Genomic DNA, 22,695 nt, shown 5'->3' on the forward strand with positions numbered 1-22,695 from the left:
ACGATATCCCTTAAAGGATTACCACATCATGAGCACAAAACCCACCGCACCCGAAAGCAAAAACAAAAAAAACGCGGTTAAAGCTGGCCTAAGCACCTTCACTAAAATTCTTCTCAGCCTGTTTCTGATTCTGGCTATTTTTGTTGTCTGGTTTGTTTTTCATGCTTGGCAGGTGCTGAACAATGCACCAGATACAGCCGGCTATGCCTCACAGGCTAGTTTTGAAATTCTTACACCCAATGGTGCTCCCGGAAACAACAATACCACGCAATCACCGGTATTTATTCCCAATGCTACTGTCACCACTGCTTCTGACAGTGATAACAATGACAGCGCCTCAGCTCCGCAGACTCCGGCCACACCTATAAAAAATAGCACTAAGCCAAAAGCCAATGCGGACAACGAAGAATTACAGCCACTGGTACCCACCAATGCACCTGCTGCTACCAACAGAGACAACAATCCGGAAACTCCAGCCGCACCAGCTCCTGCACCTAAACCCAAATCATCCAACAACAGTGCCAATGGCAAACCATTAGACAACCTGTTCTGATAACACTCCAGTATAAACAACAATGCCCGTCCTTAAGACGGGCATTGTTTTTTGTCAGCTTACATTGAAAACATGCAATCCAGACACCTGCCTAAGCAGCTACTGCAAAATATCGGCAAGAGCATACATATGTAATGGTACATTACATCGCCCATTACCATGTAATTACCGCACACTGAAGCTGCACAAAACACGCCGCTACAACGGAATAAATCGTAATCCTGTATTTAGCTGCCAGCAAAGTTCAGATACAGCTAAAATTATTTCTGATAGGGATTATCCAATGTAGCCATCAATTCAGCCAGATAAGCACGCAGCTGCTTTTCCTGACAACCCATCAGCAATCCATCTTCAAAGGCTTCCTGTGCCAGCTCATAGATTTCTTGCATATTTTGCTGCATCACTTTAATTTTTTCCGTGCAAGAGACCACATTACCGGCATCATCCACCCATCTGGGCATCGGAGGTAAAGGTTTCATCAATGTTTCACCCTGCGCGCTGTGACAAAAGCTTTAGACCAGTACCCCTGCTCAATACTGGTAATTTCGATATTCTTGCCCGTACGAGGCGCGTGAATCATTCTACCATTACCAATATACATACCCACGTGCGAAATCCCACCACCGCCAGGGCTGAAAAAAACCAGATCACCCGGTTGCAGTGCAGCACGGCTTACCACTTCACCAACCGTAGCCATCTGGCGCGAGCTACGCGGCAGCGTCACCCCCATACTGCGGCGGAAAATATATTGCATAAATCCACTGCAATCCAGCCCACTGGTGGGTGAATTACCACCAAAGTGATAGGCCACCCCAAGCAACCCCATCGCATTCATAATCAGGTCACTGGCATCATCACCCGTACGTACGGCTGGTGCTGCTGTTCTGTCACGAATCAGACGCTCCAGTGCAGCATTATCCAGTCCCTCGTCAGGCGCCGCCATCACCGGCGGCACCAAAATGAAACCGGCGCATAGGCATACAGTTGCCGTTTTCATTAATTTTTTTATCCACTTCATGCCAACATTATTCCATCTGTTCATCAAACAATTCTGCTATCCTGTAAGCAGACTTTGTTCGGGACATAATCATATGTTTTCACCCAGCTCATCCCGCATTAGCGACTGGACTCGTATGCGTGAAATTCTTACCATTTTGGCCAAACACGGTCTGGGTGAATTTCTTGTTCGTATCAAACTGCCGATACGCCGGTACAAACATACCGACCCATCGGCTCAGCAGGGCTATCTCAGTACACCGCGGCGCGTGCGCCTTGCCTTTGAAGAGCTGGGACCCACATTCATCAAACTCGGACAAATACTCGCCACTCGTACAGATGTTTTCGGAGAAGAATGGACGGAGGAATTTGCTCAACTCCAAAACAATACCCATCCTCTTTCCATCATAGAAATCAAAAACATCATTCAGGCTCAGCTCAACCAGCCACTGGAAAGCATCTTCAGCCACATAGCAGCTCAACCCATCGGCAGCGCATCCATCGCACAGGTTCACCGAGCCACACTCAGCAGCGGCGAGCAGGTCGCCATCAAAGTGAAACGACCGGGAATAGAATCCACCGTAGCCGCCGATCTGCGTATTCTTAACCACATAGCTCAGCTACTGGAATCAGAAATACCTGAATCCAGACGCTACTATCCGGTACAAATGGTGCAATACTTTGCCCGCTCACTTGAAAAAGAAACAGATCTCACTGCTGAACGTCGCAATATGCAACATTTTGCCCGTCTTTACAACCACCAACAGCAAATCCATATACCGCAAACTTATGCGGCGTATTCTAACCGTCAAATACTGGTACAAGAATATATTGACGATACTTTACTTAAAAATCTTGCTCTCAGCAGCTGGAGCAAAGAACAGCGACGCAAGCTTGCTGCCGCACTGGTTGATATTTTACTCGACATGATATTACAGCACGGCCTGTTTCATGCAGACCCCCACCCCGGTAACATCTTAGTACGAAACGATGGCCGTATCACCCTAATAGACTTTGGCCTTATCGGCCGCCTAAGCCAGCAGCGCCATCAGGAAATCATCTCCCTTATTCAAGCCCTGCTGGAACGCGACCAGTTTGCTTTACAATATATTCTCTCCAACTGGGCACAAGGCGAACCACTTAACGAAAATCAGCTCGGCAGCGACGTATTCGAAATGCTGCTCAACTATGAACAGCTCAGCAGCGGCGATATCAGCATTAGCCAGATTATCAATGATATCACCTACATCATCCGCGAACACGGCCTCACATTGCCGGCCGACCTGGTAATTTTATTTAAATGCTTAATTACCCTTGATGGCGTCATCAAACAGATAGATGGCGAGTTCGAACTTCTTAGCCATGCCCAGAACTCCATTCACAACGTATTGCGTCAGCGTTTCAACACCCGCACATTCTGGCGTCACAGCAAAATGCAGCTGCATCTACTCTCACAACTCATAAACAGCCTGCCTCAAAACCTGTTGCAACTAAATAAGCGCATTCAGCATGGCCAACTTCCCGTCAGTATCAACATTCAGCATATCGACAAATTCAACAACCAGCTAGACAAAGTAGCCAACCGGCTAACCATGGGGATCGTTACCGCGGCACTGATCATCGGTTCTTCCATCGTAATGAACATCAACGCCGGTCCAAAAATCTTCGGCTTGTCTTTTTTCGGCCTGATTGGCTATCTGCTCGCATTCAGTAACAGCCTGTGGGTCATCTGGTCTATATGGCGCTCAGGCCGGCACTGACACCCATCTCACCTCAAAGTTACCCTTGTTAAACCCCACCCGTTTCCATTAAAATATATATTCATATAGAAGCAAAGCATCATCAATCTGCATATAGTGTTATTAACAACAGAATAACCACGTGGTTCGCAATCCATCCCACGCAAAAAAACTAGGAGCCTCAATTCACATGTCTCAGCTGAATCCAGCCATATTTTCTGCTCATTACGGTTTTAGTCTTTCAAACAGCCGCTGAAGCAGAAGCAATATGTACAAAATCGCCAAAGAATTCCAATTCGATGCCTGTCATATGCTAGATGGACATAAAGGCAAATGTCACAATCTCCATGGCCACACCTACCGGCTGATAGTCGAAATCAGTGACCAGCTCCGGCCACACGGCTCCAGCAAAGAAATGGTAATGGACTTTGCCGACATTAAAACCATTATCAACCAAAGCATCATCAGCCAGCTAGATCACGCCTACCTGTATGACGCCAGCAATAGCAACGAATGCAAAATAGCCGCCCTGCTACAACAGATGCAGCGCAAAGTATTCGCCTTTCCCTGCCGCACCACTGCCGAAGGCATGAGCCGCTTCATCTTCAATCAGCTCTGCGACAAACTACCCGTATCCAAAATCACCCTGTGGGAAACGCCCACATCCTATTGCGAGTATCAGCAAAGCTAGACATGACTCAATTCAACATTGTCGAAATTTTTGAATCACTACAAGGCGAAGGCTACAACACTGGCATGCCCGCCATTTTCATCCGTCTGGCCGCCTGCAATCTCAGATGCCTATGGTGCGATACCGACTACATGCATTATCAAAGCATGTCTTTGCAACAAATCCTCAACACCGTTCAACAGTATCAGAGCAAAAACATTATCATCACCGGCGGTGAACCCACCATCAACAAAAAACTACCCCTGCTCTTACAGCAGCTTAAACAATTAGGCTATTACCTTGCCATAGAAAGCAACGGACTGGGAAAGATAGATTCTCAAATAGACTACATTTCACTAAGTCCCAAATTTCACTACCGCCAGCACTATCCGTTTCCAGCTCAGAATCAGGCTGATGAAGTACGCATCGTCGTAGAAGACCATCCCGAATTTCTAGCATTCTGCCTAAAAATCGAACAACACATACAGGCCAGACATTACTTCCTCTCACCCTGCGAACAAAACGGTCGCTTCAACATGCTTACCACTTTGCAAGCATTAGGTCAGCTCAACCAACATCGTCACGACAATAAATGGCTGCTCAGCTTGCAGACACACAAACTGGCCGATATAGCTTAAATCTTCAACGTATTTTTTATCAAATATCCCAAAAACCATTGAAATTCAGCAAATCAACACAATATCATAAGCAAGATAATTTACTTCAAAATTAAAAAATTCAACTTTACTACTTACAATGCAACCACATTGTGCATATATGCCAACAATTGTTACAATATAATCAACCTGAGAAATTATTTACCCACAAAATCACGGAGAATTACACACATGCAACCACGCAACAGCTATGATTTCACTCAGCTTGGACAAGCTAGTGAAAACCCACAAACCGTAGTGCTGCGCAAAGCCTATGCTCTACTTGGTCTCTCATTCCTGCCTTGCGCAGCTGGTGCTTACGCTGGAACATATGTAAATTTCTATGCATTGTTTAGCAATTCTTGGCTATCTGTCGTCGCCTTTTTCATCTTTGCCTACGGCCTCATGTTTGCCATAGAAAAAAACCGTTACAACAACTTGGGTATTGGTTTACTGATGGTATTCACCTTCGGCTTCGGATTTTTCCTTAGCCCCATCTTACAATTTGCTCTAGCCTCTAGTATCGGCGGACAAATCGTTGGTATGGCTGCCCTGATGACCGCGGGGGTATTTTTCACTATGGCCACCATAGCACACCGTTCTAAATCAAGCATGAATGGCATTGCTCAGTTTCTGACTGTAGGTGCAGTCGTTCTTATCATCGGCATGATTGTCAACATGTTTATGAACGTACCTGCACTTGGATTAACCATAGCAGCTGGTTTTGTTATCTTCAGCTCACTTATTATCATGTGGCAAATCCGTGCCGTCATTGCCGGCGGTGAAGATAGCCCCACCAGCGCAGCCCTAACCCTGTTTATTTCCATTTACAACATTTTTACCAGCCTAATCCAAATTTTGTTGGCCGTAATGGACAATCGCTGATATCACCAACATAACATGAAAAACTGCCTGAATCCTATATCGGTTCAGGCAGTTTTGTTTTACCCAGCAAAGCAAAGTTTAAACCTCTCAGAACACACCATTTAACCTAGCATTTTCTTATAATAGACTTTTAAGCACAGAATCAACATGAACCAAACCATACATTGGACAGAACACGGTCAGAGCATGCAAGCCATGTGGGGCGGTGACAGCCGCCATCCGGCACCCACCCAAATTCAGACAATCAGCCAAATCAGTGCAGAACAAGCTTTGCAGCAGATGCGCCAGAATATCGCACTGCTTTGGCGGGGTGATTACCACCAAGGCAAACAGCTACTGGCAGCAATCAAAAAACGTGTACATAGCAAAGCACGCACGCACAACGATTTTCACAAACACCGCCTGCAACAGGCACAACACAGCCGCCTGTTTCAGCAGCTACTTATAGAAATTCAACCAGACGGACAAATATCCAATAATCGTGCACCTAACGTTGCAGGCGCAATCACCGATGTATATGGCAGTCCCAACCATACCAACTTACTTCTCCCCCTTCATTTGCTACTCGGCTACATTGGCGCACATGAATGGCATAAAACAGGCGTCAGCATACCCGCACTCAACGGGCAGAAAATCCATGTTCCCTATGGCGTTTTTTCACCTGTACGTGGTGAATATCTGCAACTAGTAGCCGAAGCTCACCTGCCTGAGCCCTGCCACAGCGCATGGGATATCGGTACCGGCAGTGGTGTACTGGCTGCCATACTGGCACAGCGCGGTATAGCTCATATAACTGCCACCGATAACAACCCACGCGCCATAGCATGCGCACAAGCCAACATTCAACGCCTCGGATTAGCTGGACAGATTCACATCCAAAACACCAGCCTATTTCCAGATGGCCGCGCCGACCTCATTATTTGCAACCCGCCATGGCTACCTGCCAAAGCAAGCAGCGATATTGAAACTGCCCTTTACGACCCGGCACACCAAATGCTGCAATCCTTTCTCAGTCAGGCACTCAACCACTTGAATTCGAATGGACAGGTATGGCTGATCATGTCCGATATTGCTGAACATCTGGGTTTACGACCTACAGAAGCATTACCGCAGTGGATACAATCAGCCGGCTTAAAAGTGATACACAAAACCGATATTCAACCAACACATCCAAAAGCTCACCAACACCATCTCCCACTGGCCAATGCACGCAACCGCGAAATTACTTCCCTATGGCAGTTATCAGCACAATAACACTGTAACTAAAACGAGAAACAAATTTAACTCAATAGCATAAATTTTAGTGTTTTTAATTTCTCGATTTTAATCTATTTTTATAAACCGCTTTATTTATACCAATCTCTTAGCAAAAACCCAGTTGCACATTAAATCAGAATAAAACCTATTCCGATAACTCAGCAATTGGGTAGCTGCTACTTTTTTACTCAACAACAAAAAAGTTACTAATCCATTATTCCAATCGAGATTACTCTGAGTGAAATTGCTATTCTTTTCTGCAAATCAGCTAAATTCATATTATATTACAGTTAATGTCTTAAATCGTTTTGGATGATCCACCTACACTACTATGCATTATTTAATCGTTATCGGTCTGCTGACTGCTTCCAATCTAGTGATGACAACAGCATGGTACTGGCACATTAAGCCAAGCAATAACATTTTTCCGCTGTGGCAAATTATTCTTATCAGCTGGGGTATTGCCCTGTTTGAATATTGTCTAGCAGTGCCCGCGAATCATCTTGGCGCACAATGGGGTATTAAACCTTTTCAGCTAAAGATTATCCAAGAGGTTGTTACACTAGTAGTATTTACACTGTTTGCAATACTGTATCTAAAAGATGAATTCCGCCTAAATTACCTGATCAGCTTTGCATTCATTCTCGGCGCAGTTTATTTTGCTTTTAAACGATAATCCAATAAAAAAGGACGCATCTGCGTCCTTTTTTAAATTCGCCTATCAGGCCTTCGGCAAAGTCACACCGGTTTGTCCCATATATTTGCCGGCACGGTCTTTATAAGAAGTAGCGCACTCTTCGTCACTTTCAAAAAACAACACCTGCGCTACACCTTCGTTGGCATAAATTTTAGCTGGCAGCGGCGTGGTGTTGGAAAACTCCAGAGTGACATAGCCTTCCCACTCCGGCTCAAACGGCGTAACGTTGACGATGATGCCACAACGCGCATAAGTGGATTTACCCAGACACACAGTGAGCACATTGCGCGGAATACGGAAGTATTCCACTGTACGAGCCAGGGCAAATGAATTGGGCGGAATAATGCAGAAATCATCCTCAACGGTAACAAAATTGCGCGTATCAAAATTTTTCGGATCAACAATGGTGCTGTTAATGTTGGTAAAAATCTTGAATTCACGGGCACAGCGGATATCGTAGCCATAGCTTGAAGTGCCATAGGATATGATTTTTTCACCGTTTACCTGTTTAATCTGGTTCGGTTCAAATGGTTCAATCATGCCATGCTCTTCGCTCATGCGGCAGATCCACTTGTCTGATTTAATACTCATGACGATACCCTTGATAAATTTAGCGCATTATACCGAAGCCTATGCTGCTGTTGCAGGCCTATTGCGGCAATTTACGCCTGCATATACATTTAATCGGCCATCCAGCCACCAAGATGATGAACCAGCTCAGCCAGCAGATCGCCCAAAGCTTCAGCCATCAGAATTTGTGAAGCAAAAGTTATGCTCTGTATATCATCACCCTGACCAGCTGCTTCTTCTTGAATCACGTCCAGAAACTGGATGCGCTTCAGAGTAAAATCCTGTGTGAGCACAAAGCGCACTCTATCCTGCCAGCTTAGCCCCAGCTGAGTAACAACTTTACCGTTTTTCACCAGATTAACCACTTCTTCGGCAGTCAAATCCTGATGGCTGATGCGCACCACCGGTGCAGCATCACCCAGACCTTTCAGTTCACAATCACTGTCGAGCTCAAAATGGCCGGCTGCAGCACCATTCAGCAGCCACTCTGTCATCAGACTGCCCGGAGATTGCTGGGTTCGCGGTAGCCTAGCTTCCAAACCGCCCAATGCATCACGCAATTTGGTAAGCAGCATTTCTGCGCGATTGGTGTTGGCCTGATTAATCAGCAGCAGACCACGCTGCGTATCAATTAACGCTTCTGTTTTGCTGCTTTTGGTAAAGGCACGCGGCAGTAAATCATCTGTGATGGTTTCTTTTAGTTCCATCTTTTCCTTGCGGCCAACATTACGCCCTTCTGCTTCCCGGATTTCGCTGATTTTTTCTTCCAAAATATCGCGTACCACTGCAGCCGGTAATACTTTTTCTTCTTTTTTTAATGCTATACGCAAAGTGTTCTGTGCCGGAAACACCATTTCCGGGCTAAATGATACTGGGCTGGCAAATCCGATGCTATCCCAGTCCAGCCCCATACATGGCTTGAATTCAGCTTGAGCGAGTTTGTCGGCCAAAGTTTCCAGAGCCGGTAAATTCTCTTTATTAAGCGGATAAATAGTTAATTGCTTAAACCACATGCGTTATGTCTTTCACATTCAACTGAGAAAGTGGAGATTATACGGCAGCTTGCACCACAGCGTCCTGAAGCTGGACGCTGATAAGGTAATTAATTTTTAAGGTGTGAACCAGAGCAAAGCGATGCAAATATCAGTCAACATTGTTCGAATATTATTTTGTAGTGCTTCAATTATTAATTTACATTTTTCATGTTTAATTAAAGTTTTGTGTAGATGCAACACTTACTTCCTAAACCATTTTTTTTCCAAATTATAAGAACAATAAACTTGGCGAAGGCATAAATCATGTCGTACTATCAAAAGCATATTTTCTATAAATTTGTCTTTTATGGTTAATTTTATCTGGGTGGTATGGTTGCGGTGATGTAATTTTTTAACCTTTGAATTATAAAGTGGGATGGCGTTTTAAAAATGGCATTTTTAGCTTGTATCGTTGTCGTTATCAGTTTGATTGTGCTTCTATCCAATATAAATAACTCCACGCCCCCAGTATCTCGACCACGTAAACCTCATTCAGATAAGCGTTCTGCTGCCAGAAAATCTTCGGCTGCTAACAAATGTGCTATGCAGACAGAAGAAAGTAATCAGCCGGTACAACAGTCCAGTCAGACTGATGCCAGTGCCGTGATTGAAGAATTACTGACCCAGATTAAAGGTCATAAAAACACCGTTACTCCAGACAGAGATGATGAGCTTACTACTTTTGTTATCAGCTCGGGCAAAGACAAATCGCGAACCACTACCGCTGGTGCAAAAAAAGGCCGGTGGCTAGGAGCATTAGAATCGGTTTCTATTCATAATAGGAAATTATCTAAAGGCTTTATTTTCTATGGACAAAGCCTGAAAGGACTGGATGGTTACAGTTCGGAAGATTGTCTGATCGACCCTAATCTGCCGGCTTTTCTGCCCAGCAACCTGGATAACTGCAAAGAAATTTATTCCGATGCTTCATTGTGCTATTGGCCTAGTTATTCGGGGCTGTCTCAGCAATGCCGAGGAGTTTATCTCGACTGGCTGGCATCAGAACGGACACATCCAAACATGCCAATCGGTTATATATTTCTTTATTTTTTCGGTCTGGAAAGACGTATTCTGGCTTGTAAAAATGCTATTCAATCCATTGATAATCAGGAATATCTCGATATTTTTCATGAAATAGTGCGCTTACGCCGAATTTACAACGGCAATCACTCTTTTAATAATTATTCAGGTAATTTACTAGCCCTGATGATTTATTTGCGGCCTGCTGTCACTAATCACCTGAAAAATGAATTATTTCAGTTTTCCAATGAATTATTTTTCAAGTTGATTCTGGCGGTAACGGTAAAAAATGAGAAACCAATAAAAGCCAGTCTGGCTCTGGACTGGGTACGCTATTCCGACGATTATTATTTCAGAACAGCTGCGCGACGCTGTAAAGAAGAATTTCAGCAGCTATTTTATGCCAAATTTAAGGAATATTTTGCCGATGGAATGTTGGTTTGCCCTAACAAAACCAGTTTAAAAATCGAATATCGCGCTGCAAATCGCTCCAGTGGCCTGCATCAATGGAATAATACTGATCTACCTGACCCCAGTATTCTAAAAAAACCCTTAAAAGACTTAATCGCCATTGCAGAACATTGCACCGAACTACTTGGTGAATTCAGCCGCTATTTAGCCAGAGAAAATTCTTCCCGTGACGATTTTGCTGCTTTAATGCTGCTGCCGGATGAATTACTGAATGCTTCTGGTTTCCTTGTACTGAATCAGTTCAAGCAATGGGTAGATACGGTTCTGAACAAGCATAATGGTGTAACCTCCGTACAGGACTTCTGGAAAAATATTCATACCGATTTAAACAAAGCAATCAATAAAAAAGAAAATGAGCTGATGCAGCGGGTAGCAAACAGATTCAAACTAGTGCTTGTGCCAGACAGCCGTGTTCAGCAGATTAAAATCAAACCTGACGGACTAATTGTATTGTATCGGGCACACAATGGTACTGGTTTTCAGCCAAGTAATGAGTTCCGAAATACCGAGCTGCTGCTAAGGCTGGGGGTGCTTGTAGCCAATATTGATGGGGTGGTTCATGCTAAAGAAAAAGAACTTCTCGCACGTTTTATTGATTCGAATGAATCTTTGCAAGATGCAGAAAAACAGTATCTACATGCTTTTCTACTGTGGTGCCTAAATAATACTTATGGAATGCAGGGTTTAAAAGATAAAATCGAGAAACTTGATTCAAACCAGAAAAAAATAATTAGTAACTTGCTAATTTCCATTGCAATAGCTGATGGCGTAATTGAAAACAAGGAAATCAGACAGCTTGAGAAACTTTATACTGCTTTGGGTCTGGACAAATCCACAGTAGCTAGCGATATCCATAATCTATCAGTATCCACTGCTCCGCCTGTAGCCACTCAGCCAACAACAATTTCGAAACAGACCAAACCTGCAGTTGAATCGGAAAATACCATTTTAGACACAGCTGTGCTCAGACTACATGAAAGCCAGACGAGCGATGTGCAGTCGTTACTGGGCTCTATTTTTAGCTCTGACAATGAAGACGATGAACCCCAGCCTCCTCCACCCGTGCCTCAAAACCAGCATATGCTTGATAATGCTCACCAACAATTGTTCGATAAATTGATTACGCAGGAACATTGGTCACGTAATGAATATATTGGACTGTGTAAAGAGCTTGATTTATTGCCGGACGGAGCCATCGAAACCATCAATGACTGGGCATACGAACGCGTAGAAGCCCCTTTGATTGGGGAAGATGATGATATTTATATTGATTTTGAAATAGTCGCTGAACTACAAGGATAAAATAAAGATGCAAAAGCGAATCAGAGCAAAAGAAAGAGATGCCATCATTCAATCACTGAAAACCGGCGTTACCCCGAAAATCGGCATACAGCATATACAGGTCGGACGCGTGAATGAATTGAAAGCCATGATACAAGATATCAAACGCATCGAGGATGGTGGAGCAGCATTCAGACTGATTATTGGTGATTATGGATCAGGAAAAACGTTTTTTATGAGCGTGGTGCGGGCAATTGCACTCGAAAACAAATTTGTCACAGTACATGCCGATTTATCTCCTGACCGGCGCCTCCATGCCACCAATGGGCAGGCCAAAAATCTGTACTCCGAGCTTATGATTAACATGGCTACTCGCAATAAACCTGATGGCAATGCTCTGACCAGTGTAGTAGAGAAATTTATCACTCAGGTGCAAAAAGAGGCTGATAGCACAGACAGCAGTGTGGAAAAAATTCTGCACCAGAGACTGTCAGCCATTTCGGAAATGGTCGGTGGCTACGATTTTGCCAAAGTTATCGAAGCCTACTGGAAAGCCAGTGAACAGGAAGATGAGCAACTAAAGGCCTGTGCGATTAAGTGGCTGCGCGCTGAATACAATAGCAAAATAGAAGCTCGTAACGATCTGGGTGTCCGAACTATTATCTCGGATGCTTCTTTTTACGATTCACTAAAAATCATGAGCCTGTTTGTGCGGCAGGCTGGCTACAGCGGACTACTGGTCAATTTAGATGAAATGGTCAATCTGTATAAACTCAACAGTTCACAGGCCAGAAAATCCAATTATGAACAAATATTGCGCATGTTAAATGATTGTTTGCAAGGTAATGCGGAATACATTGGCTTTTTATTAGGTGGCACACCAGAATTCCTGCTAGACCCACGCAAAGGTTTGTACAGCTATGAAGCTTTGCAAACACGGCTGGCTGACAATAATTTTGCCAAACAGGCCGGCGTGATTGATTACTCCTCCCCCGCCCTGCATCTAGCCAGCCTCACACCGGAAGAGCTGTACATTTTGCTAAAAAACCTGCGCCATGTTTACGCATACGGCGACACCAGCAAATATCTAGTACCTGATGAATCATTGAAAACTTTTTTGGTGCATTGCAGCCAAACCATCGGCGACGCTTATTTCCGTACCCCGCGCAACACCATCAAAGCATTTCTAGATATGCTGGCTGTTATTGAACAAAACCCAGATATTTCATGGCAGCAACTGCTTGATTCTGTGGAAGTGGAAGAAGAAAAAGACTCTGATATCGATATGGAGTACACAGAAGATGCACAAGAAGATGACGAACTGACTGATTTCAAACTGTAATGGACAGCTATCAATTACTTAATCATAAAGTAAAAAAATGGATATACCAGCAGGGCTGGCAGAGCCTGCGCGAAATCCAGCAATTAGCCATTCCACCCATTCTGGCCGCCAAGACTGATGTCTTAATCACAGCCTCCACTGCTGCAGGCAAGACAGAAGCAGCTTTTTTACCTGCCTGCAGCCAATGCATGAATATAACAGACAGCATCAGTATTCTATGTATTAGTCCGTTGAAAGCACTGATCAACGACCAGTACCGACGCCTGCACAGTTTGGCAGAAATAGTATCAATGCAGTTGACACCGTGGCATGGCGACATCCCTGCCAGCAAAAAAAACAAACTGAAAAAATCACCATCCGGAATTATTCTGATGACTCCTGAATCGCTGGAAGCACTTCTTATAAATGATTCCGGCTGGTTCCGCACTGCATTTAAGTCACTGCAATATATCATTATCGACGAATTCCATGCTTTTGTCGGGCGTGAGCGAGGGCAGCAATTACTATCCTTGCTCACTCGTGTTGAGCATTTGCTCGGCAAATTACAAACAACAATTCCTCGTATCGCCCTTAGTGCCACGTTAGGCAATATAGAAAGCGTACCTGCATCACTACGCCCCAACCAGCGATTGCAATGCCAGATTATTCGTGAGACACAAGCCCGCTCCCTGATAAAACTGCAGCTCAGAACCTATATAGAACCACAAGAGGCCACCCGTACAAAAGACCTTCCTGACAAAAGCCCCACCTATTCTGCCCTTTCTCAGATGTGCCAAGATCTGTTCCGCTTATGCCGCAACAGCAATCATCTGGTATTTGCTAACACCCGCGCAAATACTGAGTCTGTCGCTGTTAGACTCAGCGATATGTGTGAGCAAAACAATTTGCCCAATGAATTCTTTCCTCACCATGGTTCTTTAGACAAATCATTGCGTGAAACGCTAGAAAAACGTTTACAGCAGGACAAACTGCCCACCACAGCTATCTGCACCTCTACATTGGAGCTGGGGATTGATATCGGTAAAGTCAATTCGGTTATCCAGATAGGTTGTCCCCATTCCGTATCTAGTCTGCGCCAGCGTGTAGGACGCAGCGGCAGGCGTGGTAATGCTGCTGTATTACGCATGCTGATCACTGAACGGGAAGTCACAAAAAAATCAGATATCACGGACTTATTACATCTGGAGCTAATACAGGCACTGGCCATGGTACGCCTGCTAATCAGCAGTAAATGGTTTGAGCCAGCCAATCCCAAATTACTACATTTTTCCACTCTTTTGCACCAGATATTGGCCACACTGGCACAATGGGGAGGTGTCAGAACCGAACAGCTGTATCATATATTATGTAAAGAAGGCCCATTTCAGAACATTACCACCTATCAATTTAAAATCCTGCTCAGCCACATGGGTATACAACAATTGATTACCCAAACACACAACAATATTCTGGTCTTAGGCGTGAATGGCGAAAAACTCGTCAACCACTATACATTTTACAGCGTTTTTCACACTCCCGAAGAATACCGTTTGATAACAGAAAATAAAATTCTTGGTTCCATACCGATGCTAGGATTCCTGACCGTAAATCAAAATATCATTTTCGCCGGACAGCGCTGGCAAATCATTGATATCAACACTGAAGACAAAGTTATTCTGGTTCGGCACACCAAAGCCGGAAATCCCCCCAGATTTGCAAGCAGCAGTCTGAATATCCATGATGCGATTCGAGAAGAAATGTACAAAATATTATGTGCAGAGGATTTCAGAATACCGGTAGGACAGGGAAAAGCAGACTTCACCGACGACACCACAAAAAAAATGTTTACAGGAAGCTGTCAAATATTCAAAGCTCTAAAACTGCATAAAGAAAACCTCATCCAGCTTGGTAATAAAGTTTATTTATTTCCATGGAAAGGCGATAAAATCGTCAATACCCTCTTTGCCTTGCTTAAACGTGAAAAACTAGAGCCAGACATAAATGCTGGTTTCATTACCATTCCAAATTCCTCCATTCAGCAAGTAAAAACTATTCTGCAACATCTGGCACAAGCCCAGCAGGATGAAGCGTGGGTACTGGCCGAGCAGGTACCGGAAAGAAAACTGGAAAAATATGATGCGTACTTGCCGGATAACCTCCTATTAATGAGCTATGCCAGTCAGGCCTTTGATACCACTGCAACGCACCAATGGCTACAGCAATTTATCCCCACCCAGCCCGAAACCGACCAAACCTAAACATTTATTACCAACTCAACTGAATTATTTACTCTTTCGACCGGCACTCTGCAAATAAATCAAGCTGTGACTGATATTCATTAGTGTGCACATCCATCAATCCAAGCACTGAGTGAAAAATATTATCGTGTGAGTAGGCCTGCTGCTGAGCATGCCGGCGCAGACAGCCCATATCCAAATGGCTGACACGGGCAAAATCCTGATTAGCCCAAAACACCATCGGCACGTGGGTCTGTTCTGCCGGCGCGATTGCGTATGGTGTGGCATGCAGATACATTCCATTTTCGCCCAAAGATTCACCGTGGTCAGAAAAATACCACATGGCACTGGCCATTCCCTTTTCCTGCTGCAACAGCTTAATCAATTCAGCCAGCACATGATCCGTATACAGCACCGTATTATCATAAGTATTGCGCAATTCCTCATTACTGCACTGCTGAATCTGATTGGTATCACAGGTAGGCGTAAACCGCCGAAACGCATCTGGATAACGCTGATAATAAGCTGGCCCGTGGCTACCCATGGCATGCAGTACAAGCACGGCATCATCCGGTAAATCAGCAATCGCAGCCCGTAAATTAAGCAACAGACTCTCATCCAAACACCCATCACTGTTGCATTCCAGATTCGGTGCCCAATCTCGTACATCTACATGGCGAATGCGCTCGCACACCCCTTTACAACCGCCATCATTATCACGCCACAGCACATCCACACCCGCACGCTGCAAAACATCCAATAAACCTTCCTGATGTTTAGCCAAATTAGCTTTATAGTACTGACGTGGCATATTGGAAAACAGGCATGGTAAAGATATCGCCGTTGCCGTACCACAAGAAGTGACTTGCGGAAAATTAATTACTTGTTCTCCCATCGCCGCCAGCTCCGGCGTAGTCTGGCGCTGATAACCATTCAGGCCCCAGCTTTGTGCACGCGTGGTTTCTCCCATCACCACCACAAGCAACCGCTTCGGCCCCTGCTGCTGATGACGGGCATCCAGCCCAATTTTCTGTAACGGCTGGTGCGCATCATAAGCGTTATAAGCGGTTTTCAGTGCCGCACCCACAATATTTGTCGGTACAATCAGATGATTCACAGCCTTATTATTACGAAAAAAAGAAATATAGCTACCATATGCCAGAAAAATAATCGCTGCCACCATAGCCAGAGAACCACCCATCATCAACAAACGCCCACCTAGCTCACGATACCAAGGACGAGCATAGCCAATCTTTATCCCCCAGCAATACCACTGTGCCGGTAACAAACCCGTTATCCCCAGCCACATCCAAAATTGTGGCGTCAACCAAGCTCCAGCCTCCCCAACATTAGTCTGAATAATATTTTGCAGCATATTCGCATCAAAATAAATATTCTGCATCATTACCGCATAGCTTACCGCCGAACCTAGTAGCAGCAACAAAGGCACCATCACCCGATGCAAATAAGGCCAAAACAGCAATTGCATACAGAAATTCATCGCCGCCAGCAGAAAAAAGGGTATAGTTAACCATAATATGATGTTGTGATTAAAACTAACATGCTGCACCAGATATTTCCAGAAGCCTAAATTCAAAACTACAGAAATATAAACACTCAGCAATAACACCGTTCGATTACTGCTCAAAACCCATTTAGACTGCATTTGCTAGCCCCTGTTAACCAAACAGTGGCAAGTGTAAAAAAACAGCCTTAAGTGAAGCTTAAGGTAAACCGTACCCACACCCCATAGCGATGTGATACGGTATAGAACAAAAAGCATTAACCTGTACATATCAGGAGCCACAAATGAATCAATCCTGGCATGAAGAAAAACATTTTTCCAACCGTAATAACTGGCTGCGAGCCAGCGTACTCGGTGCCAATGATGGCCTCATTTCTACAGCCAGCCTGTTGATGGGTCTGGCCGCTGCTGAACCAAACCACCAAACCCTGCTCATTACCGGTATTGCTGCCCTTGTATCCGGTGCTGTCTCCATGGCCGCCGGTGAATATGTTTCCGTATCCAGCCAACGCGATACTGAAGCTGCCGATTTACGCAAAGAACTCGACTCTCTCACTCGCTATCCCGAAATTGAGCTGGCAGAACTTACTAATATATACAGGCAGCGCGGCTTAAATCAGACACTGGCACAGCAAGTAGCAGAAGCATTAACCAAACACAACGCCCTCGAAGCCCACGCCCGCGAAGAAATCGGCATCACCGAAGTTAGTAAAGCCAACCCTTTGCAAGCAGCGATGGCTTCTGCCTTTTCTTTTGCTTGCGGCGCCCTACTACCCGTATTACTATCACTACTAAGCTCAACCGTTTGGCTAATGAGCACACTGGCTGTCACCACCGTAATCGGTCTCGGCATCCTCGGTTGCATCTCAGCCCATCTAGGTGGGGCACCCAAACGACCGGCAGTCATCCGCATCATCATCCTCGGTGCTCTGGCACTCGCTTTTACCAGCATGATCGGTCGAATAATCGGCATAACAATATAAAAAGCATGCGCATACTGATACTCGAAGACGACAGCGATATTGCAGATGGCCTGCATGCAGGCTTACACCAGCATGGCATGGCCTGTGATATCTTTGCTTCCGGACGTCTGGGTGAACAAGCGCTGAGCGCTGCTCCATACGACGCCGTTATACTCGATTTAAGTCTAGCCGAAACAGACGGTATGGACGTACTCAGACACTGGCGCGAACAGGAAATCAATACTCCCGTACTCATTCTTACTGCACGGGATGCCTTGCCAGACCGGCTAGCTGGTCTCAATGCCGGAGCAGATGATTACCTATGCAAACCCTTTGCCTTAGATGAGGTCATTGCCCGCCTTCACGCCTTGATAAGGCGCAGTCAGGGCATCAGCCAGACCCAAATCAGCTTTGGCCAGCTTATCCTTAGTCTCAACAGCTGTAGCGCCAGCTTATATGGCCAGCCACTAAATCTCACCCAGCGCGAATGGTTGCTGCTGCAACTACTCGTTACTCACCCCCAGCGCGTATTTACGCGGGCTCAGATCGAAGACAAACTTTATAGCTGGGAGCAAGAAGTTGAGAGCAACGCCGTAGAAGTTCACGTACATCATTTACGCAAAAAAATCGGTGCCAGCATCATCCGCACCCGCCGCGGTCTTGGCTATCAGCTCGGAGAGGCACCATGAAGCCCACCACCGCCATCAGCCGGCGATTACTTATCTATCTTGGTGCCACCCTGCCCATTTTGTGGCTAGTCACTGCCTTTATTAGCGCAGCAGCCGTCATGCATGAAATAGACGAAGCCGGCGATACTCAAATGAGCCAGCTCGCACAGCGGCTGATGCATACTCCCATCAACCTTGATACCAGTCATTACCCAACCCTGCCGGAAATACCACAAAAACAACGAGGACTCATCGACAGCAAAGAATCCGGCTATGCCATCTGGTACAAAGGACAGCTTATCAACGCAGACCAGACCGGTCACAGCATCCCATACCGCAACAACTACCAAGGCTTCATCAATCAGGGGGAATGGTGGCAAAGTCACGCATGGCGCCTCTTTTACCTGAATAACCCTCAGCAGCAACTTCAAGTAGCTGTATCCTTCAGCATGCATGAACGCCTGCAAACCGTCTTACGCGCCGTATGGTCACAATTGGCCGTATCTATCCTTGCCATCCCTCTGCTGCTATGGCTCATAGTATGGGGCGTCCGTCGAGGCACCAAACCTCTGCAAAAATTAACCCAGACTCTATACCAGCGAGATCCGCATAGCGTCACGCCCATTACCAGCGCCGTTCCCAGCGAAATACAACCCATGATTAACGCGCTGAACGACTTACTCCAGCGTATTGAACAAACCCGAGCCCGTGAGCTGCGTTTTACTGCTGATGCCGCACATGAACTGCGCAGCCCGCTGGCTGCCCTCAAAGTACAAACAGAAGTATTGGCATTAACCAGCCTCAGCGATGCCCAACAGCAACGCGTACGCACCATCGAACACAGCATCGACCGCACCACCCATCTGGTCGACCAGCTCCTCACTCTTTCCCGCCTCGACCCTCTCACAGCCCCGCCTTATACCACCGCAGTAAACTGGACAGAAATCACTAATGAAGCCATTGAAAGCGTCAGTCTTCAAGCACGCGAACGCCATTGTCGCATCCAGCGCCAGTATCAGTCCGAAACAGCATACATACTACCCCTGACCGGCGACCCGACCCTGCTGACCATACTTATCCGCAACTTACTGGATAATGCGATCCGCTACAGCCCCGAACACAGCACCATCAACCTCACCCTAGCAGCCGACAGTATCACCATCACAAACCCCTGCAACGCCATCGCCCCCGAAAACCTACCACGCCTGCGCGAACGGTTTTTCCGACCGGCCGGACAGGAAAGCAGCGGCAGCGGGCTAGGGTTATCTATTGTTGATGGAGTGGCTCAATTGCATGGATTAAAGGTGAAAATAAATATCCTTAATAAAAATCTATTATTTAAGAATAAATTCTTAGTCACAATATATAATAAATGAATATATCTCTTTAGCATAAAAATTAGTTTCATTCTCAACTTTATCCCCTCTCCCCATACCCCTCTCCCAACCAATAAGAACATATTACTAAGAATAATAGATAACTATAGTACATATATAATATTTTAATTATTTGTTTTTTTTGAATTTTATTTAAATATTTTGCAACATATAATACATTTCAAATAATATTTTTGAAAATTTTGTTGCATTTCATAAATTTTTAAATCAAAATATCATGCAACACAAGTAATAAAATTCTCAAAAATATTTTAGTTATATATGTTAAATTCGAAACATGAAAGGAAGGCCATGGACAGCACAAAACCAACCAAAATTGAAAAGAAGGAGGATAGCGAAAACAAAAATCAAACAGAAAAAGTTGTCAACAAAAAATTTAGAAAAACTCCAAGAACTATTGCACAGGAAAAGTTCGTAGAAATTGACCCAGTATCTTTTAGTAACAACGATTATTGGGATAGAAAGAAAATGATTGGCTATTCTACTATTCCGAGAGTATTACCCATTACCATGCAAATATTGGATGTATTAACTAAGGGAAAACCAGTAGGACATACTTATTTTTGTTTATGGGCCAGATTACCGGATTTCAGTTTTATGAAAATTGATAACCCAGAATTATTTGCCAAGGAAGCCGGTTTTACAGGTCAAAGGGCACAAGACACATGGAAAGGCAGAATGCTCAAACTTGTTGAATACGGATTTATTAAAAACTATGAAGGCCATACCGGTCCATTTCATTATATTTTGATGAGAAATCCTGTCAAAGTAATGAAAGAATTAAATGAAAAAGGCGAATTTAACCAAGGAACTTTAAAAACGCTCTACGAACGATTTAAAGAAAGAGCTGAACAAGTGGGGGCTAATGATAATTAACAGCCCCAATCCCACTAACATTTATTTCAAAGAAAGGAGGAAGAATGTTTATACAAATTATTGTTGAATTAGCAAAACTCATAAATTCAATTAATAATTTCATATCGTTGATCATTTACGTTTTTAACAACTTTTAAAAAAACGTAATACAACAAGGTGCGCCAACACCTTGTTGTTTTGTTTCTCTATATAGTATATACAAATTATTTCTTTTTATCTAGCTATTAAAAAATGGACAATAAATATACTAATATCTTTAATCATATAGCTAACGATGCTAACGGATACCCCATCGTCTGGGAAAAATCACTACCAAGTATTTATAAGATTCTCTTGCCCTATAAAGATGCAGATACTCTGCCTGAGGAAGCACAAAAACTACCAGATGAATCGCAAAACGAAGATGAAATCAAATGGATAGCAGGAGCCCAGGACGGAACAACCATTTATCATTGCTCTTATAGCGCAGATGAAAAAAAATTAAATAAAATATTGTCTCTCCTTAAATCCTTGTCTGAACAGATCAATGAGCATGATATTAGCCAACTGTATTCACTAGTAAAAAAAGGAACCACTTTAACCATAATTGATAGCCTTTTAAAAAAATTACCTCAGGAAGATATTAACTTACAAAAGCTTTATTCATTTTTTTACTGGCTGACTCTTAATAGTCCTGACAGAGAAGTCATTAAATTTTCCATAGCCTTACTAGGCTCATATTCTATAGAACAAACTGAATTATTTCATTTACTAGGCATGCATGAAGAATTTACCTTATATTCTGCCGTTGCCTTAACTAAAACCCTTAAAAATCCTGAAGAAATAGAAAAAAATCTTTTATCATTAGCCAAAAAAGTAAATGGATGGGGTCGTATCAACGTAGTGAGGTATCTGATTGAAAACCCATCAGCAAAAACTAAAGACTGGCTCTTAAGAGAAGGATATAAAAACAAAGTAATGAACGAATATCTCGCCTACTCATGTGCCAAAGCGGGTGAATTAAAAATTGCTTTAGAACAAAACAATGTGGATACATCATTTCTGAGCAGCGCAGCCCAAATCATCCTAGCATTAATTAATGGTGGCCCTGCAGAAGATTTATATGATTATGAAGATGGTGGATTAGTATGTTTAAATTACCTCAAACATTTAACCAAACATACCTTAACAGATATAAAAATTCTCCATTCTGTCATCGTCATCATTGACTTTATTACCACAGAGCTTGATGACAGCAATTTAAACTGGGATAGAAACATCAAAACAATAATTACAGAAAAAGCACAACAAATTATTCAACAAAAACATTGGATACCTCTAATAGAAAAAAATCTTCAAGATAAGAACGATTTAAAATTTAATTATGCAGCTTATATTTATTCACAACTAGGATATGACTCCTGGCAAATACGTTTCAACCGTCAAAAAAAATATAAAACCAATCAATGGCTATTCTTAATGCAAACAGAAGTCATACAAAAAATAGAACAAGTAATACAATTGGCCAAAGAACAAAATGATTTTTCTACCATTCCTACTGGTCCAACATTAAAATTATTTACTGACAGTAAGTATGCGGTACACGATGTGCTTGATACCATATTGCAAGAACTAGACCGATTTCCTGGTTTAGCTGAAGACTTAATATTAATAGGCTTACAAAGTCCATTAATCAGAAACCGGATAATGGCCTTAAACGCCATAGAAGCTTTAGAGCGCCAACAATGTTCAAATAAAATGTTAGTAAATTTAAAAAAACTGGCCAAAATTGAACCTGATGAAGAAATTCAACAACGCCTTGTACGTATACTTTCTTAAACAAACTACTGAATGCGCCAAATCTACATATAAAGCTGAAGCATAAATTTAAACAAAAGGTA

The 22,695-nt window shown here is 43.8% G+C and carries 20 protein-coding genes and 1 riboswitch; of the genes, 15 read left to right on the plus strand and 5 right to left on the minus strand.

The window, feature by feature from the left end:
* Nucleotides 1-28 precede the first annotated feature (28 nt).
* On the plus strand, nt 29-553 hold the full coding sequence (locus tag ACQP6D_RS03310) for a hypothetical protein (RefSeq protein ID WP_267391277.1): 525 nt from the start codon (nt 29-31) through the stop codon (nt 551-553).
* A gap of 260 nt (nt 554-813) precedes the next feature.
* Here the strand turns inward: ACQP6D_RS03310 and ACQP6D_RS03315 are convergent, their stop codons facing one another.
* Both ACQP6D_RS03315 and ACQP6D_RS03320 read right to left on the minus strand, forming a co-directional pair.
* Nucleotides 814-1,032, minus strand: coding sequence for a hypothetical protein (locus ACQP6D_RS03315; protein WP_100139765.1), 219 nt, complete (start codon nt 1,030-1,032; stop codon nt 814-816).
* Nucleotides 1,032-1,550, minus strand: a complete 519-nt coding sequence (locus ACQP6D_RS03320) for a C40 family peptidase (RefSeq protein ID WP_367577800.1) — start codon at nt 1,548-1,550, stop codon at nt 1,032-1,034. The genes ACQP6D_RS03315 and ACQP6D_RS03320 overlap by 1 nt, the downstream gene beginning before the upstream one ends.
* Before the next feature lie 94 nt (nt 1,551-1,644).
* Here ACQP6D_RS03320 and ACQP6D_RS03325 point away from each other — a divergent pair, with 94 nt between their 5' ends.
* The 6 genes from ACQP6D_RS03325 to ACQP6D_RS03350 all read left to right on the plus strand — a co-directional run bounded on the left by ACQP6D_RS03325 (nt 1,645) and on the right by ACQP6D_RS03350 (nt 7,432).
* Complete coding sequence (locus ACQP6D_RS03325) at nt 1,645-3,309, plus strand: ABC1 kinase family protein (protein ID WP_427857423.1); 1,665 nt, start codon at nt 1,645-1,647, stop codon at nt 3,307-3,309.
* Between the two features lie 115 nt (nt 3,310-3,424).
* Nucleotides 3,425-3,470: riboswitch (PreQ1 riboswitch) on the plus strand.
* Between the two features lie 86 nt (nt 3,471-3,556).
* A complete protein-coding gene (gene queD, locus ACQP6D_RS03330) occupies nt 3,557-3,979 on the plus strand; it encodes a 6-carboxytetrahydropterin synthase QueD (protein ID WP_367644291.1) in 423 nt (140 codons plus the stop codon).
* A gap of 2 nt (nt 3,980-3,981) precedes the next feature.
* Nucleotides 3,982-4,596 carry a 7-carboxy-7-deazaguanine synthase QueE gene (locus ACQP6D_RS03335; protein ID WP_370388609.1) on the plus strand — a complete coding sequence of 205 codons (615 nt, stop codon included), beginning with the start codon at nt 3,982-3,984 and terminating at the stop codon, nt 4,594-4,596.
* 210 nt (nt 4,597-4,806) lie between these two features.
* A complete protein-coding gene (locus tag ACQP6D_RS03340) occupies nt 4,807-5,499 on the plus strand; it encodes a Bax inhibitor-1 family protein (protein WP_367577795.1) in 693 nt (230 codons plus the stop codon).
* Between the two features lie 147 nt (nt 5,500-5,646).
* A complete protein-coding gene (locus tag ACQP6D_RS03345) occupies nt 5,647-6,753 on the plus strand; it encodes a methyltransferase (protein WP_370388608.1) in 1,107 nt (368 codons plus the stop codon).
* Between the two features lie 334 nt (nt 6,754-7,087).
* Complete coding sequence (locus ACQP6D_RS03350; RefSeq protein WP_100139759.1) at nt 7,088-7,432, plus strand: DMT family protein; 345 nt, start codon at nt 7,088-7,090, stop codon at nt 7,430-7,432.
* Nucleotides 7,433-7,477: 45 nt separating this feature from the next.
* Here the strand turns inward: ACQP6D_RS03350 and dcd are convergent, their stop codons facing one another.
* Both dcd and ACQP6D_RS03360 read right to left on the minus strand, forming a co-directional pair.
* Nucleotides 7,478-8,044, minus strand: coding sequence for a dCTP deaminase (dcd, locus tag ACQP6D_RS03355; protein WP_100139758.1), 567 nt, complete (start codon nt 8,042-8,044; stop codon nt 7,478-7,480).
* Between the two features lie 89 nt (nt 8,045-8,133).
* Nucleotides 8,134-9,036, minus strand: a complete 903-nt coding sequence (locus ACQP6D_RS03360) for a recombination-associated protein RdgC (RefSeq protein WP_267391284.1) — start codon at nt 9,034-9,036, stop codon at nt 8,134-8,136.
* Between the two features lie 411 nt (nt 9,037-9,447).
* On the opposite strand from ACQP6D_RS03360, the gene ACQP6D_RS03365 reads away from it, so the two are divergent.
* Genes ACQP6D_RS03365 through ACQP6D_RS03375 form a run of 3 tightly spaced genes read left to right on the plus strand, consistent with a single transcriptional unit; the run spans nt 9,448 to nt 15,408 of the window.
* The gene (locus tag ACQP6D_RS03365) at nt 9,448-11,850 is read left to right on the plus strand and encodes a TerB N-terminal domain-containing protein (protein ID WP_427857424.1); all 2,403 of its coding nucleotides are present in this window, start codon (nt 9,448-9,450) and stop codon (nt 11,848-11,850) included.
* Nucleotides 11,851-11,857: 7 nt separating this feature from the next.
* Complete coding sequence (locus tag ACQP6D_RS03370) at nt 11,858-13,171, plus strand: ATP-binding protein (RefSeq protein ID WP_100152253.1); 1,314 nt, start codon at nt 11,858-11,860, stop codon at nt 13,169-13,171.
* On the plus strand, nt 13,171-15,408 hold the full coding sequence (locus tag ACQP6D_RS03375) for a DEAD/DEAH box helicase (RefSeq protein ID WP_427857425.1): 2,238 nt from the start codon (nt 13,171-13,173) through the stop codon (nt 15,406-15,408). The genes ACQP6D_RS03370 and ACQP6D_RS03375 overlap by 1 nt, the downstream gene beginning before the upstream one ends.
* A 28-nt stretch (nt 15,409-15,436) precedes the next feature.
* On the opposite strand, the gene ACQP6D_RS03380 is transcribed toward ACQP6D_RS03375, so the two are convergent.
* On the minus strand, nt 15,437-17,053 hold the full coding sequence (locus ACQP6D_RS03380) for a phosphoethanolamine transferase (protein WP_427857426.1): 1,617 nt from the start codon (nt 17,051-17,053) through the stop codon (nt 15,437-15,439).
* Between the two features lie 143 nt (nt 17,054-17,196).
* Between ACQP6D_RS03380 and ACQP6D_RS03385 the strand changes: the two genes are divergently transcribed.
* The 5 genes from ACQP6D_RS03385 (at nt 17,197) to ACQP6D_RS03405 (ending at nt 22,633) form a co-directional block, all read left to right on the plus strand.
* The gene (locus ACQP6D_RS03385; protein WP_427857427.1) at nt 17,197-17,895 is read left to right on the plus strand and encodes a VIT1/CCC1 transporter family protein; all 699 of its coding nucleotides are present in this window, start codon (nt 17,197-17,199) and stop codon (nt 17,893-17,895) included.
* A gap of 5 nt (nt 17,896-17,900) precedes the next feature.
* On the plus strand, nt 17,901-18,563 hold the full coding sequence (locus ACQP6D_RS03390) for a response regulator (RefSeq protein WP_267391293.1): 663 nt from the start codon (nt 17,901-17,903) through the stop codon (nt 18,561-18,563).
* Nucleotides 18,560-19,918 (plus strand): ATP-binding protein, encoded by a 1,359-nt coding sequence (locus ACQP6D_RS03395; protein WP_267391294.1) that lies wholly within the window; start codon nt 18,560-18,562, stop codon nt 19,916-19,918. Before ACQP6D_RS03390 ends, ACQP6D_RS03395 begins: the two co-directional genes overlap by 4 nt.
* Nucleotides 19,919-20,230: 312 nt before the next feature.
* The gene (locus ACQP6D_RS03400) at nt 20,231-20,815 is read left to right on the plus strand and encodes a hypothetical protein (RefSeq protein WP_267391295.1); all 585 of its coding nucleotides are present in this window, start codon (nt 20,231-20,233) and stop codon (nt 20,813-20,815) included.
* 231 nt (nt 20,816-21,046) lie between these two features.
* Entirely contained in the window at nt 21,047-22,633 is a 1,587-nt protein-coding gene (locus ACQP6D_RS03405) for a hypothetical protein (RefSeq protein ID WP_427857428.1), read from the plus strand.
* The last annotated feature ends 62 nt before the right edge of the window (nt 22,634-22,695 follow it).

The sequence above is a fragment of the Snodgrassella sp. CS2 genome (genome assembly GCF_050310315.1).
In the GTDB taxonomy this organism is placed as follows: Bacteria; Pseudomonadota; Gammaproteobacteria; order Burkholderiales; family Neisseriaceae; genus Snodgrassella; species Snodgrassella alvi_E.

Bases quoted from the DNA above. Each gene is read 5' to 3' on its own strand.
- ACQP6D_RS03315 (WP_100139765.1), bottom strand. From the start codon at position 1,032: ATGAAACCTTTACCTCCGATGCCCAGATGGGTGGATGATGCCGGTAAT.
- ACQP6D_RS03405 (WP_427857428.1), top strand. From the start codon at position 21,047: ATGGACAATAAATATACTAATATCTTTAATCATATAGCTAACGATGCT.
- ACQP6D_RS03350 (WP_100139759.1), top strand. From the start codon at position 7,088: ATGCATTATTTAATCGTTATCGGTCTGCTGACTGCTTCCAATCTAGTG.
- ACQP6D_RS03385 (WP_427857427.1), top strand. From the start codon at position 17,197: ATGAATCAATCCTGGCATGAAGAAAAACATTTTTCCAACCGTAATAAC.
- queD (WP_367644291.1), top strand. From the start codon at position 3,557: ATGTACAAAATCGCCAAAGAATTCCAATTCGATGCCTGTCATATGCTA.
- ACQP6D_RS03360 (WP_267391284.1), bottom strand. From the start codon at position 9,036: ATGTGGTTTAAGCAATTAACTATTTATCCGCTTAATAAAGAGAATTTA.
- ACQP6D_RS03310 (WP_267391277.1), top strand. From the start codon at position 29: ATGAGCACAAAACCCACCGCACCCGAAAGCAAAAACAAAAAAAACGCG.
- ACQP6D_RS03395 (WP_267391294.1), top strand. From the start codon at position 18,560: ATGAAGCCCACCACCGCCATCAGCCGGCGATTACTTATCTATCTTGGT.
- dcd (WP_100139758.1), bottom strand. From the start codon at position 8,044: ATGAGTATTAAATCAGACAAGTGGATCTGCCGCATGAGCGAAGAGCAT.
- ACQP6D_RS03390 (WP_267391293.1), top strand. From the start codon at position 17,901: ATGCGCATACTGATACTCGAAGACGACAGCGATATTGCAGATGGCCTG.
- ACQP6D_RS03380 (WP_427857426.1), bottom strand. From the start codon at position 17,053: ATGCAGTCTAAATGGGTTTTGAGCAGTAATCGAACGGTGTTATTGCTG.
- ACQP6D_RS03400 (WP_267391295.1), top strand. From the start codon at position 20,231: ATGGACAGCACAAAACCAACCAAAATTGAAAAGAAGGAGGATAGCGAA.
- ACQP6D_RS03340 (WP_367577795.1), top strand. From the start codon at position 4,807: ATGCAACCACGCAACAGCTATGATTTCACTCAGCTTGGACAAGCTAGT.
- ACQP6D_RS03335 (WP_370388609.1), top strand. From the start codon at position 3,982: ATGACTCAATTCAACATTGTCGAAATTTTTGAATCACTACAAGGCGAA.
- ACQP6D_RS03365 (WP_427857424.1), top strand. From the start codon at position 9,448: ATGGCATTTTTAGCTTGTATCGTTGTCGTTATCAGTTTGATTGTGCTT.
- ACQP6D_RS03325 (WP_427857423.1), top strand. From the start codon at position 1,645: ATGTTTTCACCCAGCTCATCCCGCATTAGCGACTGGACTCGTATGCGT.
- ACQP6D_RS03345 (WP_370388608.1), top strand. From the start codon at position 5,647: ATGAACCAAACCATACATTGGACAGAACACGGTCAGAGCATGCAAGCC.
- ACQP6D_RS03375 (WP_427857425.1), top strand. From the start codon at position 13,171: ATGGACAGCTATCAATTACTTAATCATAAAGTAAAAAAATGGATATAC.
- ACQP6D_RS03370 (WP_100152253.1), top strand. From the start codon at position 11,858: ATGCAAAAGCGAATCAGAGCAAAAGAAAGAGATGCCATCATTCAATCA.
- ACQP6D_RS03320 (WP_367577800.1), bottom strand. From the start codon at position 1,550: ATGAAAACGGCAACTGTATGCCTATGCGCCGGTTTCATTTTGGTGCCG.